The 15,016-nt window shown below is 72.1% G+C and carries 16 protein-coding genes and 1 riboswitch; of the genes, 7 read left to right on the top strand and 9 right to left on the bottom strand.

The window, feature by feature from the left end:
• Positions 1-53: 53 nt before the first annotated feature.
• Positions 54-923, bottom strand: coding sequence for a GerMN domain-containing protein (locus BLV39_RS23990; RefSeq protein WP_090797179.1), 870 nt, complete (start codon positions 921-923; stop codon positions 54-56).
• The gene (locus tag BLV39_RS23985; RefSeq protein ID WP_090797175.1) at positions 923-1,441 is read right to left on the bottom strand and encodes a SigE family RNA polymerase sigma factor; all 519 of its coding nucleotides are present in this window, start codon (positions 1,439-1,441) and stop codon (positions 923-925) included. Before BLV39_RS23985 ends, BLV39_RS23990 begins: the two co-directional genes overlap by 1 nt.
• 173 nt (positions 1,442-1,614) lie before the next feature.
• Here BLV39_RS23985 and BLV39_RS23980 point away from each other — a divergent pair, with 173 nt between their 5' ends.
• From BLV39_RS23980 to BLV39_RS23965, 4 genes are all read left to right on the top strand, one after another.
• Positions 1,615-2,478: an ABC transporter substrate-binding protein gene (locus BLV39_RS23980; protein WP_090797171.1), complete on the top strand. Its 864-nt coding sequence runs from the start codon at positions 1,615-1,617 to the stop codon at positions 2,476-2,478.
• The gene (locus BLV39_RS23975) at positions 2,475-3,329 is read left to right on the top strand and encodes an amino acid ABC transporter permease (protein ID WP_239084121.1); all 855 of its coding nucleotides are present in this window, start codon (positions 2,475-2,477) and stop codon (positions 3,327-3,329) included. The genes BLV39_RS23980 and BLV39_RS23975 overlap by 4 nt, the downstream gene beginning before the upstream one ends.
• On the top strand, positions 3,326-4,063 hold the full coding sequence (locus BLV39_RS23970) for an amino acid ABC transporter ATP-binding protein (RefSeq protein ID WP_090797164.1): 738 nt from the start codon (positions 3,326-3,328) through the stop codon (positions 4,061-4,063). Before BLV39_RS23975 ends, BLV39_RS23970 begins: the two co-directional genes overlap by 4 nt.
• A gap of 166 nt (positions 4,064-4,229) precedes the next feature.
• Positions 4,230-4,769, top strand: coding sequence for a hypothetical protein (locus BLV39_RS23965; protein ID WP_143049853.1), 540 nt, complete (start codon positions 4,230-4,232; stop codon positions 4,767-4,769).
• Here the strand turns inward: BLV39_RS23965 and BLV39_RS23960 are convergent.
• A complete protein-coding gene (locus tag BLV39_RS23960) occupies positions 4,751-5,212 on the bottom strand; it encodes a PH domain-containing protein (protein ID WP_090797157.1) in 462 nt (153 codons plus the stop codon). The genes BLV39_RS23965 and BLV39_RS23960 overlap by 19 nt on opposite strands.
• A 5-nt stretch (positions 5,213-5,217) precedes the next feature.
• Complete coding sequence (locus tag BLV39_RS23955) at positions 5,218-5,706, bottom strand: pyridoxamine 5'-phosphate oxidase family protein (protein ID WP_090797154.1); 489 nt, start codon at positions 5,704-5,706, stop codon at positions 5,218-5,220.
• A gap of 178 nt (positions 5,707-5,884) precedes the next feature.
• Between BLV39_RS23955 and BLV39_RS23950 the strand changes: the two genes are divergently transcribed.
• The gene (locus tag BLV39_RS23950; RefSeq protein WP_090797150.1) at positions 5,885-8,143 is read left to right on the top strand and encodes a HelD family protein; all 2,259 of its coding nucleotides are present in this window, start codon (positions 5,885-5,887) and stop codon (positions 8,141-8,143) included.
• Here the strand turns inward: BLV39_RS23950 and BLV39_RS23945 are convergent.
• Positions 8,140-8,733 carry a CGNR zinc finger domain-containing protein gene (locus tag BLV39_RS23945; protein WP_204083048.1) on the bottom strand — a complete coding sequence of 198 codons (594 nt, stop codon included), beginning with the start codon at positions 8,731-8,733 and terminating at the stop codon, positions 8,140-8,142. The genes BLV39_RS23950 and BLV39_RS23945 overlap by 4 nt on opposite strands.
• 102 nt (positions 8,734-8,835) lie before the next feature.
• Here BLV39_RS23945 and BLV39_RS23940 point away from each other — a divergent pair, with 102 nt between their 5' ends.
• Positions 8,836-9,546: an SDR family oxidoreductase gene (locus BLV39_RS23940; protein ID WP_090797147.1), complete on the top strand. Its 711-nt coding sequence runs from the start codon at positions 8,836-8,838 to the stop codon at positions 9,544-9,546.
• A gap of 92 nt (positions 9,547-9,638) precedes the next feature.
• On the top strand, positions 9,639-11,327 hold the full coding sequence (locus BLV39_RS23935; RefSeq protein WP_090797144.1) for an MOSC and FAD-binding oxidoreductase domain-containing protein: 1,689 nt from the start codon (positions 9,639-9,641) through the stop codon (positions 11,325-11,327).
• Here BLV39_RS23935 and ribH read toward each other — a convergent pair.
• Genes ribH through ribD form a run of 4 tightly spaced genes read right to left on the bottom strand, consistent with a single transcriptional unit; the run spans position 11,324 to position 14,689 of the window.
• Positions 11,324-11,791: a 6,7-dimethyl-8-ribityllumazine synthase gene (ribH, locus tag BLV39_RS23930; RefSeq protein ID WP_090797136.1), complete on the bottom strand. Its 468-nt coding sequence runs from the start codon at positions 11,789-11,791 to the stop codon at positions 11,324-11,326. The two genes, BLV39_RS23935 and ribH, sit on opposite strands and share 4 nt — an antisense overlap.
• Positions 11,791-13,023 (bottom strand): bifunctional 3,4-dihydroxy-2-butanone-4-phosphate synthase/GTP cyclohydrolase II, encoded by a 1,233-nt coding sequence (locus BLV39_RS23925; RefSeq protein WP_090797133.1) that lies wholly within the window; start codon positions 13,021-13,023, stop codon positions 11,791-11,793. Before BLV39_RS23925 ends, ribH begins: the two co-directional genes overlap by 1 nt.
• The gene (locus BLV39_RS23920; RefSeq protein ID WP_090797130.1) at positions 13,020-13,616 is read right to left on the bottom strand and encodes a riboflavin synthase; all 597 of its coding nucleotides are present in this window, start codon (positions 13,614-13,616) and stop codon (positions 13,020-13,022) included. Before BLV39_RS23920 ends, BLV39_RS23925 begins: the two co-directional genes overlap by 4 nt.
• A 5-nt stretch (positions 13,617-13,621) precedes the next feature.
• The gene (gene ribD / locus BLV39_RS23915) at positions 13,622-14,689 is read right to left on the bottom strand and encodes a bifunctional diaminohydroxyphosphoribosylaminopyrimidine deaminase/5-amino-6-(5-phosphoribosylamino)uracil reductase RibD (protein WP_090797126.1); all 1,068 of its coding nucleotides are present in this window, start codon (positions 14,687-14,689) and stop codon (positions 13,622-13,624) included.
• A gap of 131 nt (positions 14,690-14,820) precedes the next feature.
• Positions 14,821-14,996, bottom strand: a riboswitch (FMN riboswitch).
• Positions 14,997-15,016 lie beyond the last annotated feature (20 nt).

The raw sequence follows: 15,016 nt of genomic DNA, 5'->3' as shown, positions 1-15,016 counted from the left end.
GCAACGGCGCCGCCGCCGAACCGACCCGGCCCCGTTCCACGGTGTGGTCGCCGTTATTCGACCACCACGGTGTGGTCGTCGGAGACCCCGGCAAGGGTCACCGTCACCGTGTACCGCCCCGGCGGGAGCGACAGTGTGAGTTGCGCCTCACGCTGTGCCGGGCTACCCCCGCGGAGGGTCAGGTCCTGCCGGATGGACTCGCCGCCGCCGTCGGGAACGATCTCCAACCGGGCGGTCGATCCGAAGCCCGCCACATGTACGTCGAGCCGTCCGCCCCGCACGACCTCGCCCTGCTGCGGGTTGATCAGCCAGACCGGTGCGAGCGTGTCGACCGCGGGCGCCCGCCGCAGCACCTCGCCGTCCGGGCCGATCCGGACCCCGGGCCGGCCGCTGGCCGCCGTCACCGTCCAGACGAGTTGTTGCGCGGCGATCGCGGACGGCGCGGTGGCGCCGCCGAGGTCGACGGTGACCACCTCCCCGGCGACGCTGACGCCCCGGACCGTGGTGCCGGCCGGCCACGCCGACGCGTAGTCGGGGTCCAGGGGCGCCGTGCCGAACATCAGGGTGAGCGCGGCGCGCACGGCGTCGGACCCCGGCGCGACCCGGTGGAACTCGCGCACCAGGGCGTCGTCCCGGCGGGGTCCGACGTAGTAGACGGCGAGCAGCGGCCCGGCCGCCGGGGTCGGGGTAGGTGCGGCGGTCGGCGCGGCGGGACGCGGCGGGTCCGGGCGCGGCGCGTCCGGCAGGACGAGGATCGTGACGGCGACCGCCGCGGCCACGGCCAGGCCCGCGCCCCACGTGACCCAGCCCCGGGCACGCCGGCGCCGGGTGCGCGCCCGGATCGCGGCCAGCGCGTCGGGCCGTACCTCCACCGTGGACGCCTCGGCCTCCAGCGCCCGCCGGATCGTCTCCTCCGGGGTCATCACAGCCGCTCCAGGATCGGGCGCAGGGCGGCGACCGCCCGTGCGGCGTGGCTCTTGACCGCACCGCGGCTGACCCCCATCGCCTCGGCGATCTCCGCTTCGGACAGGTCGACGTAGTAGCGCAGCACGATCGCCTCCCGCTGGCGGGTCGGCAGCCGGCGAATCGCGTCGACCACCGCGGCCTGGGTGAGCAGGTCCAGAGCGCCGGACTCGGCACTGGGCACGTCCATCGGCGGGCGGCTGGCGGCCAGGTGCGCGTCGACGACCCGGCGGTGCCGCAGCGCCGACCGGCAGCCGTTGACCACCGCCACCCGCAGGTAGGCCAGCGCCTTGTCGGGGTCGCGGAGCTTGTGCCAGCGGGCGTGCAGCCGGACGTACGCGTCCTGGACGATCTCCTCGGCGATGCCGCGCTCGTGCAGCAGCAGGCTGGCCAGCCGCACCATCGCCCGGTAGTGCGCGCCGAAGAGATGGGTGACCGCCTGGTCGGCGTCCCATTCGATGGACGGTCGCTCGGCCATGCCCCTCCGGGGACGTAGCGCCGTGTCGGCTCGCACGGATACCTGACGCGCGACGGACGCATCCGGTTTACCGGCAAACGGCACCGTACGCCATGGGAGATATATCCGAATTCCCGATAGGTGTGATAGGGAACTCGATGGACGTACGCCGACGCGTCTCTAAGCTGTCCACCATGTCCAGGCGAACTCCTCTCGCGGTCGCGGTCGCGGCCGCCCTGATAACGACCCTCGCGGCCTGCGCGCCCGAGGAGACCCCGGAGGCCACGCCGTCGGGGTCGGCCGCCGCGTCCTGCACCAAGGACTCGTTGCGGACCGAGACCGCGGGCAAGCTGACGGTCGCCACCGACGACCCGGCGTACGAGCCGTGGGTGGTCGGCAACAAGCCCGAGTCCGGCGAGGGCTTCGAGGCCGCGGTCGCGTACGCCGTGGCCGAGAAGCTGGGCTTCGCGAAGTCCGATGTGGCGTGGACCCGGGTCACGTTCAACAACGCGATCGCGCCCGGCCCGAAGGCGTTCGACTTCGACGTCAACCAGTTCTCGATCACGCCGGAGCGCCAGCAGGCGGTCGACTTCTCGTCGCCGTACTACCTGGTCCGCCAGACCGTCATCGCCCTCAAGTCGTCGAAGATCGCCAACGCGAAGTCCGTGGCCGAGCTGAAGTCGGCCAAGCTGGGCGCCCAGGTGGGCACGACCAGCTTCCAGGCGGTCAGCGAGCTGATCAAGCCGACCAACCAGCCGCAGGTCTACAACTCCAACGACGACGCCAAGAAGGCGCTGGAGAACGGCCAGATCGACGGCCTCGTCGTCGACCTGCCGACGGCGTTCTACATCACCGGCGCCGAGCTGACCGACGGCAAGATCGTCGGCCAGTTGCCGCAGGTGGGCACGCCGGAGACGTTCGGCCTGCTGCTCGACAAGGGCTCGCCGCTGACCAGGTGCGTCAGCGACGCGGTCGACGAGCTCCGCAGTGGCGGCCAGCTCGCCGAGCTCGAAAAGAAGTGGCTCGCCGACACGGCGGGCGCGCCCGAACTCTCGTGACCCGCCTGGTCGACGGCGCTCCGCCGCTCTCGGCCGTCCAGCTCGACCGGATCGCCTGGCGGCGACGCCAGAGCATCCGGTCGATCCTGGTCGCCGCCGCGTCGACCGCGGTGCTCGGCGTGCTGCTGGTCGTCGCGGTCACCGGCGCGCCCGGCTGGGACCGCGTCCGCGCGTCGTTCCTGGACCCGTCGATCGCGGCCGACGCGCTGCCCGACATCCTGCGCGGGCTCTGGCTCAACGTCCGGCTGCTGTTCTTCTGCGCGCTCGGGTCGCTCGCACTGGGCCTGGTGATCGCGCTGCTGCGTACCCTGCGTGGCCCGGTCTTCTTCCCGGTCCGCGCGCTGGCGACCAGCTACACCTACACGTTCCGCGGCCTGCCGCTGATCATCGTGATCTACGTGCTGACCCTCGGCGTGCCCGGGCTGCGCCTGCAGGGCATGCCGTCGGTGCTGGTGCTCGGCGGTGCGGCGCTGGTGCTCACCTACTCGGGCTACCTCGCCGAGGTGTTCCGCGCCGGCATCGAGTCGGTGCACCCCAGCCAGGTCGCGGCGGCCCGCTCGCTCGGCCTGACCTACCGCCAGGCGATGCGTCACGTGGTGCTGCCACAGGCCGTCCGCCGGGTGGCGCCGCCGCTGCTCAACGACACGGTGGCGCTCCAGAAGGACGTCGGCCTGGTCTCGCTGGCGGGGCCGATCGACGCGGTGCGCGCCGCGCAGATCTCCACCGCCGAGCACTTCAACTACACGCCGTACATCGTCGCGGGGGTCCTGTTCGTGCTGCTCGCCATCCCGCTGATCGCGGTCACCGACTGGGTGACGCTGCGGGCCGCCCGCCGGCAGGCCGGCCGATGACCGCCGTCCTGTCCTGCCAGGGCGTCCGCAAGGTGTTCGGCGAGGCGGTCGTGCTCGACGGGCTCGACCTGGACGTCGCCGAGCACGAGGTGGTGGCGCTGATCGGCGCGTCCGGCTCGGGCAAGTCGACGCTCCTGCGCTGCGTCAACCTCCTGGAGGAGGTCGACGACGGCATGATCCACCTGGACGGTGCGCACATCACCGATCCACGGGTCAACCCCGACCGGGTACGCCGGAAGATCGGCATCGTGTTCCAGGCGTACAACCTGTTCCCGCACCTGTCGGTGTTGGACAACATCACGCTGGCGCCGGTGCGGGTGCACAAGCGGCGCCCGGCCGAGGCGCGCGAGCAGGCGCTGGCGCTGCTGGCCCGGATCGGGCTGGCAGAGAAGGCGTCCGCCTATCCGGACCGGCTCTCCGGCGGTCAGCAGCAGCGGGTCGCGATCGTCCGCGCCCTGGTCAACTCACCCCGGTTGTTGCTGCTGGACGAGGTGACGTCGGCGCTGGACCCGGAGTTGGTCGGCGAGGTCCTGGACCTGATCCGCGACCTCAAAGCCGACGGCATGACGATGGTGCTGGCCACCCACGAGATGACGTTCGCGCGGCAGGTCGCCGACCGGGTCTGCTTCCTGGACGCCGGCCGGATCCTCGAACAGGGTCCGCCGGAGCAAGTGCTCGACAACCCGGTCGAGCCCCGCACGCAGCAGTTCCTCCGCCGCCTGGCACCGGCCTAGCGATTGGAAGGGTCCCTTGTTATCGGTTTCCGATTGCAAGGGACCCTTCCAATCGCCCGGCGCCCGCCCGGGTCCGGCGAAACCCCGGATATGTGCACTTTCTTCGCGATATAACCGTTTTGGCCCTCCAAGTAGGAGGCATTTTCGGTTTCCATCGAGGAGAGACGTGAAATCTCTTAGTCGACGCCGCGCGCTGCGCGCGCTGAGCGTGACCGGCCTGGCCGCCGCGACCCTGTTGGCCGTAGGCAGCCTGGCCCAGGCCGAGCCGGAGGGCGGCGCGCACGTCATCAACGCCTGCGTCAACAAGGCGACCGGCGACGTGCGCATCCCGACCGGGTTCCGGCCCGATTGCGGCCCGTTCGAGGAGAGCGTGCGCTGGAACGTCCGCGGCCCGCGCGGTCCCCGCGGCCCGCAGGGTCCGCCCGGACCCGCCGGCCTGACCGGACCCAGCCAGGTGCTCAGCGAGACCGAGGACATCCCGGCGAACAGCGCGTTCCAGAACGTCAGCGTCTCGTGCCCGGACGGGCTGGTGCCGACGGGCGGTGGCTTCCAGGTCGACTCCCCCGACCTGGCCGTGGTGGGCAGCGTGCCGCTGGTCGGCCCCGGCGGCAGCGGCCTGCTCGGCTGGCAGGCGACCTTCACCAACACCACGGACGAGGTGCACGCCGGAACGGCCTACATCCTCTGCTACACCGAGCCGAGCTGACCCGGTGCCAGCGCGGCCAGGACGGCGCTGAACTGGTCCGCCGGCAGGACGATCCGGTTGAGATGGAATGACTGTGAGCCGCGGCGCCAGATCGGCGTCGGGATGTGGCGCTGCGGTTCACGGGTCGTCACCCAGATCTGCCACGCGTCGTAGCCGTCGGCCTGGCCCGTCCAGACGCGGTCGACCTGGGACCAGGGCACGACGCGGGTACGGGCCACCGAGCGGACCTTGATGCCGTGCGCGCTGACGTAGACGCCGACCAGCACGGTCCGCCACAGCCCGACCTGCCAGAGCAGCACGATCGGGAGGGCGACCAACGCCGCCACCGTGCGCCCGGTCAGCGCGGGCGCGACAGCCGGCACGAGGCCGACGACCGACCAGCCCACCGCGAACCCGTAGCGTCCCCGGTCGTGGCCGGCGACGACCGGGCGCCAGCGCGGCACGGGCGTCAGGCCCAGGGCTGCGCGCCGCGGCGCGAGTCGATCCCGTTGGGCGCGCCGTACGTCGGGTCACTCCCCCGGATGTGCACGTCGAGGGCGGTCGCCCGGGCCACGTAGAGCCGAAGCTCCGCGTCGCCGGACAGCGCGTCGGGCGTGAAGGCGACCACGCCGGGCGCCGTGTCACCGAACGCCTCGGCACACCGTCGCGGCAGCTCGTCGGCGGGAACCTGGGTCGCCACCGCGTCGACGTACACGGCCCGCCCGCGACCGATCGCGGCGGTGGAGTCGAACACGACGATGGCGACGTCGGGCCGCTCGGCGACGTTGACCGAATGCCGCGCCGCCGGCGAGGACACCCAGTAGAAGTCGCGATAGCCGACGTGGGTGAAGTAGACCGGCGAGACCCGCGGCCGCCCGTCCGACCCGATGGTGCCGAGCGTCAGATATTTGTTGTCGTCGATGATCTGACGCGCCATCTCGTCGAGCTCAGAACTCATGCGGGCGTCCCTTCGGTCGTGGAGCGTTCATGCTCCCGCACGACCGGTATTTCTCTCTGCCCCTTTAACTATACGTGCGGCGCAACCCCTACGAATCGACCCGGATGCTGATTTTCACGCTCTGACCTGCTCATATGCTCGTCGGGACCCACTACGAGCGGATACCCGGGGGAGCAGCGTGCCCGCAGTCAGGACACAGGAAATCGCCGCTGAGCAGCAGGTTGTCGATCGGATCTACCAGCGCCTCGACGTGCTGCGCGAGCAGGCCAGGGCGCTCGAGGGTGAGGGGCACCAGCGGGCCACGACCAGGTCGGCGACCGGGCTGGTGGAGCGGGACGCGATCGTCCACCGGGCCGCCAGCCGGATGCACGAGCTCGACGCCGAGGCCGACGGCCTGGTGTTCGGGCGGCTCGACTTCACCGACGGCGACACGTACCACATCGGACGGTTGGGCGTCCGCGACGGCATCGAGCCGCTGCTGGTCGACTGGCGTGCGCCGGCCGCGGCGCCGTTCTACCGCGCGACCACCGGCGACCCGCTGGACGTGGTGCGGCGCCGCGTCATCTTCTGCCGCGGCGAGCGGGTCGTCGACCTCGACGACGACCTGCTGTCCCCCGATGCCTCCGGTGACCTGCGGGTGCTCGGCGAGGGCGCGCTGTTGGCCGCGCTGCGCCGGTCCCGCGGCCCGCACATGCGCGACATCGTCACCACCATCCAGCGCGAGCAGGACGAGGCCATCCGGGCACCCGCCCGCGGCGTCACGCTGATCACCGGCGGCCCGGGCACCGGGAAGACGCAGGTCGCGCTGCACCGCGCGGCGTACCTGCTCTACACCGACCGCGGCCGGTTCACCGCCGGCCGCATCCTGGTGGTCGGCCCGTCGACGGTGTTCACCGACTACATCGGCCGGGTGCTCCCGTCGCTCGGCGAGGACAGCGTGCACCTGCGGGCGATCGGCGAGCTGTTCGACGGGGTCACGGCCACCCGTCGCGACCGCGCCGAGGTCGCCCGGATCAAGGGCAGCGAGCGCATGCGCGAGGTGCTGACCGAGCTGATGTGGCAGACACCGCCGGGAGCACCGGACAAGCTGCGCGTCGTGTACGCCGGCCAGGTGCTCACGATCGGCGCCAACGACCTGTCGGCCGCCCGCACCCGGGTCCGCGCCCGCTGCGAGGCCGACGGCACGCTGCCCAACTCCGCCCGCCCGACCGCCGCCGCGGTCCTGCTCGACGAGCTGTGGTCGACCGTCGACGCCGACCATCTCGACCGTGAGCTGTTCGTCGACGAGGTCGGCGACCGGGGCGAGTTCCAACGGTTCCTGCGCGCGTGGTGGCCGGCGCTGACCCCGACGGCGGTGCTGTCGTGGCTCGCCGATCCGGCGCGGGTGGCGGGGCCGGACGCTTCGACGCTGTCGGCCTCGTACCGCGACCCGTCAGGATTCTCGGTCGACGACGTGCCGCTGCTCGACGAGCTGACCGGGTTGCTCGGCGACCCGCCACCGCCGCCGCGGGCACCCAAGCCGGAGTGGCAGCTACGCGAGCTCACCAGCGACCGGCGGCTGGTGGACACCTTCGTGCTGAGCTGTGGGCTCCAGGAGGGCTGGGAGCTCTACGCGCCGGGCCTGGCGACCCCGATGGCGCTGGCCGGCAAGGGCATCGACAACGACGCGGCCGGATTGGCGCAGCGGTGGGCGGAAGCCGTCATCCTGCGCGAGGGCCACAAGGTGGTCGGCTGGACCGACGGCTTCGACCCACACGGCGAGGAGGGGTACGTGCCCGTGCTCGCCGAGCCGCTGCCGGTCACCGAGACCGACGACGCGCCGGTGGAGGAGCCGTACCTCCACGTGATCGTCGACGAGGCGCAGGACCTGTCGCCGATGGAGTCCCGGATGATCGCACGGCGGGCGGCGTACGCGTCGATGACCATCGTCGGTGACCTCGGCCAGGCAACCCACCCGCTGGCCGCCGACTCGTGGCCGGACCTGGTCGCCCGGCTCGGCAAGCACGAGGTCCGCACGCTGGACCTGCACACGGGCTACCGCGTGCCGCAGACGATCGCGGACTACGCGGCCCGCGCGCTGGCACCCGGCATCGAGCCGACCCGCTCCTACCAACCCGGCGGCTCTTTGGAGGTGCGGCGGGTGGACGACCTCACCGCGGCCGCACGCGAAGCTCTCCAGGAGCTGCCGCCAGACGCGACGGTGGCGGTGATCGCCGCCGACGACTTGGCCGCGACCCTCGGCGACCTCCCCGGTGCCGCCGTGGTGCCGGCCAGCATGGTCAAGGGCCTGGAATACGACCACGTGATCGTCCTGGAGCCCGCCGACATCGTCGCCGCGGAACCGCGCGGCCTGGCCCGCCTCTACGTGACCCTGACCCGCGCGGTCGCGAGCCTGGTCGTCCTGCACCAGAAACCGCTCCCGAGGGAGCTCGGCTAGGAGTCCTTGTGGTGGGTGCGGGCGTAGTGGCGGGCGACTCGGGTGCGGTTGCCGCAGATGTTGGGAGTGCACCACTGGCGGCGGGTGGTCTCGGCGAGGAACAGCATCGAGCAGTTGGGGTTGGCGCACCGGCGTAGCCGGGCCAGCCGCTGCTCGTCGGCGAGCAGTTCGATCGCGCCGCGCGCGGTGGCGGCCAGGGCCGCGTTGCCACCGCGCTCGGCGTGCCAGTCGGTCTCTTCCCGGTAGCCGCCGTCCGTGGCGGTCAGGCGCAGGCTGGTCGGGACCGCGGCGGCCGCGGCGTTGACGTCGTCGAGGCTGCCCGGGTCCGGCCGCCGGCCTTCCAGGTGCGCGTCGAACAGGTCGCGGATCGCCGTGCGCAGCCGCTGGGTGGCGGCCAGGTCCGGCGCGGGGCCGACGGGCAGGCGCGGCGACTGGAGCCGCCACCAGGCGTCCGCCGCGGCCGGGTCGGCGATCAGGTCCTGTGGCGGGTCGGTCACGAGCATCTTGGTGTCGACCAGGTCGAGCGCGACCAGCGGCTCGCCGCCCATCGGGAAGCCAGCCGCCTGGACATCGGCCAGACTGATGCTCACCCGCCTAGCTTATCCATTAGTTGGGACGATCGCGAGAACCGCTTGCACCCACCTTCCTAATGCTTCTAGCGTCGAGTTATGCGTTAGAGAGGGGTCAAGACCATGACACTCAAGGACCGGACCGTTCTGATCATCGGCCGGGGCGGCGGGATCGCCCGGGCCACCACCGACGCCGTGCGGGAGGCCGGTGCGTCGGTCGTGGTCGCCGGGCGCGATCCCGCCACGCTCGCCGTCGCCTACGACGACCCGGCGATCACCGCTGAGACCGTCGACCTGACCGACGAGTCCAGCGTCGCCGGGCTCGCCGAGCGCCTCGGCACCGTCGACCACGTGGTCACCACCGCGTCGGCGCGGGCGCGGGGGCCGGTGGGCCAACTCGACCCCGACGTGGTGGCGCTGTCCCTGCGCACCAAGGCGGTCGGCGCGATCCTGCTGGCCAAGCACTTCGCCAACCGGATGCCGGCGGACGGCTCGTTCCTGCTGTTCTCCGGCGCGACGTCGGTCAAGCCGGCGGCGGGGATGCTGGCCGTCGCGGCCACCAACGGCGCCGTGGACGCGATCGTCCGTTCGCTCGCCGTGGAGCTCGCACCGATCCGGGTCAACGCGATCTCGCCGGGCACGATCGACACCGGCGCGTACGACGCGCTCGGCCCGGAGAAGAAGGCGGCCCTGTTCGCCGGCCGGAGCGGCACCAACCCGGCCCGCCGGGTCGGCACGGCCGACGACGTCGCCCGGGCGGTCGTCTTCGCACTGACCAACACCTTCCTGACCGGGGTGTCGTTGGGAATCGACGGCGGCGAGAGGCTGGTGTGACATGCGTGGCGAGAAATTGAGCGGCCCGGCGGCGGTCACACCCGTTGTCGGCCCGCTGCCTCCGATCTACGTTGGCGAGAGGGGGGACGACCATGGCGACACTGTTGTCGGTGAACGTCGGAATGCCCAAGGACGTCGACTGGCAGGGCAGGACCGTCCACACCGGAGTGTGGAAGGCGCCCGTGCCGGGGCGCCGGATGGTCCGCCGGCTCAACATCGACGGCGACGGCCAGGGCGACCTGGACGGGCACGGCGGCGAGCAACGGGCCGTGCTGGTCTACCAGACCGACTCGTACGCACACTGGTCGAAGGTCTTCGCCAAGGACCTCGGTGGCTACGGCGCGTTCGGTGAGAACTTCACCGTCGACGGGCTGCCCGACGACGAGGTGCACATCGGCGACCGCTACCGCATCGGCGACGCCGAGTTCGAGGTCACCCAGCCCCGGGTCACCTGCTTCCGGGTCGGCATGCGGCTCGAGGAGCCGAGGCTGCCGGCGCTGCTGGTCGGTCACCACCGTCCCGGGTTCTACCTGCGGGTGATCACCGAGGGCGAGGTCGGCGCGGGCGACGAGATCCTCCGCACCCGGGTCGGGCCGCACCAGGTCACCGTCGCCGAGGTCGACGCGCTGCTCTACCTGCCGAACCCCGACCACGACCGGATCCGCGCCGCCCTCGACATCCCGGCGCTCAGCCCCGGCTGGCAGGCCTCGTTCCACGACGTGCTGGCCGGCGGTGGCGGGCTCGCCCCGATCCCGGTGGGTCACGAGCCGGCCTGGCGGGGCTTCCGCAAGCTGCGGGTCGACCGGGTCGTGCCCGAGACCGCGTCGATCACCTCGTTCTACCTCGCCGGGACCGACGACCAGCCGCTGCCGCCGGCCCAGCCCGGGCAGTATCTGACGCTGCGGGTCCCCGAGGCCGGCGACCCCGTGCCGGTGCGCTCGTACTCGCTCTCCGACCCGGCCGCGTACCGGATCACCGTGAAGCAGGAGGGTCACGGATCGGTCAGCCGCTGGATCTGTGACCACGTGAAGCCGGGCGCGCTCGTCGAGGTGGCACCCGCCCGCGGCGAGTTCCTGCTGGCCGACGGCACAGACCCGATCCTGCTCATCTCGGCCGGCATCGGCGTGACGCCCGTGCTCGCGATGCTGCACCGGCTGGCCGCCGACCGCGACCAGCGGCAGATCTGGTGGATCCACACGGCACACGATGCGAGCCACGCCGCTTTCGCGGACGAGACCCGTGCCCTGATCGCGGCCCTGCCGAACGCCCACGAGCACCTGTTCTGGTCGACGGAGACCCGGCTGACCGGGGCGGTGCTGGACTCGCTGGCGCCACCGAAGGACGCAGACGCGTACGTCTGCGGTCCAGAGTCCTTCATGGACGACATCAGCACCGCGCTGGTCGACTACGGCATGAAGCCGAACCGGGTGCGCACGGAACTGTTCGCCGCCCGCTCGGCTATCAACCCCGGCATCACCGACAAGACCCGCCGCCAGCCCCACCCGCCGGAGGGGCCGCCCGGCACCGGACCGGCGGTCACCTTCGCCCGCAGCGGCCTGACCATCCCGTGGTCCGACGACCGCCGCTCGCTGCTGGAGCTGGCGGAGTCGTGCGACGTGCCGACGCGCTGGTCCTGCCGCACCGGCGTGTGCCACACCTGCGAGACCGCACTGCTCTCTGGTGACGTCGACTTCGACCCCGAGCCCCTCGAACCCGCGGGGCCGGGCAACACACTGATCTGCTGCTCCCGCCCCCGCGGCGAGGTCGTGCTGGATCTCTAGATGGCCCGGATGGCCAGGGCCGCGTCTAGGGCGGCCAGCGTCGCGGCGTAGCCCTTGTCCTCGGCCGAGCCGGGCAGGCCCGCGCGGTCCTGCGCCTGCTCCAGCGTGTTGACGGTGAGCACGCCATGCGCGACGGGCTTGCCCGAGTCGAGCGCGACCCGGGTCAGCCCCTCGGTCACCGACTGGCACACGTAGTCGAAGTGCGCCGTCGAGCCCCGGATGACCACGCCGAGGGCGACCACCACGTCGTACTTCTTCGCCAGTGCCTGCGCGACCACCGGGATCTCCACGGATCCCGCGACCCGCGCCACCGCGACGTCGGAGACCGCCGAGGCCTTGGCCGCCGCCACCGCCCGACCGACCATGTGGTCGGTTAGCTCGCCGTGCCAGCGGGCGGCGACGATGCCGACCGTCAGGCCCGAGGCGTCCACGGTGGCCACGTCAGGTTCGCCGAAACCGGCCATCAGAATCCCTCCGCAAGGTCGACGTCGTCGAGGACGTCGATCAGGTGTCCCATTCGGTCACGCTTGGTCCGCAGGTAACGGACGTTCTCCGGGTGCGGGCGCACCGGCAGGCCCTCGCGGCCGACGATGGTCAGCCCGTAGCCCTCCAGGCCAGCTCGCTTGGCCGGGTTGTTGGTCAGCAGGCGCATCGAGCGCACGCCCAGGTCGTAGAGGATCTGCGCGCCGGTGCCGTAGTCGCGGGCGTCCGCCGGCAGGCCCAGGTCGAGGTTGGCGTCGACGGTGTCGCGGCCCATGTCCTGGAGCTGGTAGGCCTGGAGCTTGTGCAGCAGGCCGATGCCGCGACCCTCGTGGCCACGCATGTAGAGCACCACGCCGCGGCCCTCGGCCGCCACGCGGGCCAGCGCCGCGTTGAGCTGCGGGCCGCAGTCGCAGCGCAGCGAGCCGAACACGTCGCCGGTCAGGCACTCGGAGTGCACCCGGACGAGCACGTCGTCGCCGTCGCCGATGTCGCCGAAGACCATCGCCACGTGCTCCGCCGCGTCGTGCTCGGCGCGGTAGCCGATCGCGGTGAACACGCCGTGATCGGTCGGCAGGCGTGTCTCGACGACCCGCTCGACCTGCTTCTCGTGGTGCCGCCGGTAGGCGATCAGGTCGGCGATGGAGATGACCGCCAGGTCGTGCTCGGCCGCGAACCTCTCCAGGTCGGGCAGGCGCATCATGGTGCCGTCGTCGTTGACGAGCTCGCAGAGCACGCCGGCGGGACGCAGGCCGGCCAGCACCGCGAGGTCGATCGCCGCCTCGGTGTGGCCGGGCCGGCGCAGCACCCCGCCGGCCTTGGCCCGCAGCGGAACGACGTGGCCGGGGCGGGACAGGTCGCCCGGGGTGGTGTCCGGCGACGCCAGCAGCCGGATCGTGTGCGCCCGGTCCGCTGCCGAGATGCCGGTGCTGACGCCCTCACGGGCGTCGACCGTCACCGTGTACGCGGTGCCGCGCCGGTCCTGGTTGGTGTGGTACATCGGGGGCAGCTCGAGCCGGTCCGCCTCTTCCTCGGTCACCGGCGCGCAGATGTAGCCCGACGTGTAGCGGACGGTGAACGCGAGCAGCTCCGGCGTCGCCTTCTCGGCGGCGAAGATCAGGTCGCCCTCGTTCTCGCGATCCTCGTCGTCGACGACCACGACCGGCTTGCCGGCCGCGATCGCGGCAACGGCCTCTTCCACAGTGGACAGCGTCATGACCTCTCCCCCAGGAGCCGTTCGACATACTTGGCGATCACGTCGACCTCGAGGTTGACGAGGTCGCCAATCTGCTTGTGCCCGAGCGTGGTGAGCGACAGCGTGGTCGGGATCAGCCCGACCGCGAACGTGTCGTCACCCGCCTCCATCACCGTCAACGAGACACCGTCGACGGTGATCGAGCCCTTCTCCACGACATAGCGGCTGATGGCGGCGGGCAGCTCGAACCGGACGGTGGTCCACTGCTCGGCGGCCTCCCGCCCGACGATTCGGGCGACGCCGTCGACGTGCCCCTGCACCAGGTGGCCGCCGAGCCGGCTGTCCAGCCGGGCCGCGCGTTCCAGGTTGACCGGGTCGCCCGGGTGCAGCTCGCCGAGGGACGAACGCCGCAGCGTCTCGCCCATCACGTCGGCCGTGAACCCGTCGGCCGAGATCTCGACGGCGGTCAGGCAGACGCCGTTTACCGAGATCGAGTCGCCGTGCTTGAGGTCGTCGACGACGGTCTTGCCGCGGATGGCGATCAGGCCGGAGTCGTCGCCGGTCGCCGTCCAGCCGACCATTTCGCCGAGCTCCTCGATGATGCCGGTGAACATGCGGGTCAGCCCTCCTTCTTGCGTGGCACAGCGGTGAACCGCAGGTCAGGGCCGACCCGCGTGACATCGGTGAGATCGAGGTCGATGACCTCGGAGATGGTCGACACGCCCGCGTCGACGAGCGCCGACGCACCGGCGCCGAGCAGCTTCGGAGCGACGTAGCCGACCACCTTGTCGACCAGCCCGGCGGCGAGGAACGCGCCGGCCAAACTGGGGCCGCCTTCCAGCAGCACGGACCGGACGCCGCGGACGTGCAGCGCCGCGAGCAGCGCCTGCAGGTCGACCTTGCCGTCAGGGCCGGTGCCGACCTGTGCGGCGGTCGCCACCCAGGTCGCGGCGGCGTTGTCGCGGACCTTCGCACCGGCGGGGGTACGCCCGGCGCTGTCCACCACGACCCGCAGCGGCTGCCGGATGGCCAGGGAGCCGTCGCGCAGGTTGCGGGCGGTCAGCCGGGGATCGTCGGCGAGCACGGTGCCGATGCCGACCATGACGGCGTCGCTCGCGCAGCGCAGCGCGTGCACGTCGGTCCGGGCGGCCTCGGAGGTGATCCACATGCTGGTGCCGTCGGCGGCGGCGGACCGGCCGTCGAGGGTGGCCGCGTACTTCCAGGTCACGTAGGGCCAGCCCCGGCGCACGCTGGTCAGCCAGGCGATGTTGCCGGCCTCGGCCTCGTCCTCGCGGACACCCATCTCGACCTCGACGCCCGCGGCGCGCAGCGTCTCGGCGCCGCCCCGGGCGACCGGGTCAGGGTCGGCGACACCGACGACCACCTTGGAGACGCCCGCGTTGATCAGCGCGCGGGTGCAGGGGCCGGTGCGGCCGGTGTGGTTGCAGGGCTCCAGGGTGACGATCGCGGTGCCACCTCTGGCCCGCTCGCCCGCCTGCGCCAACGCGACGATCTCGGCGTGCGGTCCGCCGGCGTACGCGTGGAAGCCTTCGCCGACCACCTCGCCCGCGGCATCGAGCAGCACACAACCCACGATCGGGTTGGGACTGGTGGTGCCGAGGCCGCGCGCACCTAGTGCGATCGCGCGTCGCATCGCCTCGTCGATGGAGACGCCGCCGCTCGCCATGCCCGTTCCTTCCCGTTCGCCGTGTTCACGCGGCGCGGGCAGGATGCGGGAGGTGCGGCAAGGCGCGGCTCGGGACGGCATCGCAGAGCCGCCCCGACGGCGGCACCAGGGAACGGCGCGGCCATCCGCCCTCGCGCTGTCTCCCATCCGGACTGTCTGGGCGGCCATAGGGGCTGCCCAACCGTCGGCCCCGGATTCTCACCAGGTCCACCGTTCGAGAGGTTCCTCGACCGGGTCGCGGGCTTACCAGGGGCCAGGCCCCCGGATCACCGCCGGTTCGGAATTTCACCGAGTCCCGCCAGCGCGTGGTGGGTTGGCTCCAGTCTT

Origin of the sequence: Asanoa ishikariensis, from assembly GCF_900107455.1 — a bacterium.
In the GTDB taxonomy this organism is placed as follows: domain Bacteria; phylum Actinomycetota; class Actinomycetes; order Mycobacteriales; family Micromonosporaceae; genus Asanoa; species Asanoa ishikariensis.
Note: the sequence above shows the minus strand (reverse complement) of the source record. Positions and strands in the feature narration are given on the sequence as shown.

Excerpts from the sequence above, each read along its gene's own strand:
- BLV39_RS23955 (WP_090797154.1), bottom strand. The coding sequence starts at position 5,706 with ATGAGTTCTGAGCTCGACGAGATGGCGCGTCAGATCATCGACGACAAC.
- ribD (WP_090797126.1), bottom strand. The coding sequence starts at position 14,689 with ATGGCGAGCGGCGGCGTCTCCATCGACGAGGCGATGCGACGCGCGATC.
- BLV39_RS23940 (WP_090797147.1), top strand. The coding sequence starts at position 8,836 with ATGACACTCAAGGACCGGACCGTTCTGATCATCGGCCGGGGCGGCGGG.
- BLV39_RS23935 (WP_090797144.1), top strand. The coding sequence starts at position 9,639 with ATGGCGACACTGTTGTCGGTGAACGTCGGAATGCCCAAGGACGTCGAC.
- ribH (WP_090797136.1), bottom strand. The coding sequence starts at position 11,791 with ATGGCCGGTTTCGGCGAACCTGACGTGGCCACCGTGGACGCCTCGGGC.
- BLV39_RS23980 (WP_090797171.1), top strand. The coding sequence starts at position 1,615 with ATGTCCAGGCGAACTCCTCTCGCGGTCGCGGTCGCGGCCGCCCTGATA.
- BLV39_RS23970 (WP_090797164.1), top strand. The coding sequence starts at position 3,326 with ATGACCGCCGTCCTGTCCTGCCAGGGCGTCCGCAAGGTGTTCGGCGAG.
- BLV39_RS23985 (WP_090797175.1), bottom strand. The coding sequence starts at position 1,441 with ATGGCCGAGCGACCGTCCATCGAATGGGACGCCGACCAGGCGGTCACC.
- BLV39_RS23920 (WP_090797130.1), bottom strand. The coding sequence starts at position 13,616 with ATGTTCACCGGCATCATCGAGGAGCTCGGCGAAATGGTCGGCTGGACG.
- BLV39_RS23990 (WP_090797179.1), bottom strand. The coding sequence starts at position 923 with ATGACCCCGGAGGAGACGATCCGGCGGGCGCTGGAGGCCGAGGCGTCC.
- BLV39_RS23925 (WP_090797133.1), bottom strand. The coding sequence starts at position 13,023 with ATGACGCTGTCCACTGTGGAAGAGGCCGTTGCCGCGATCGCGGCCGGC.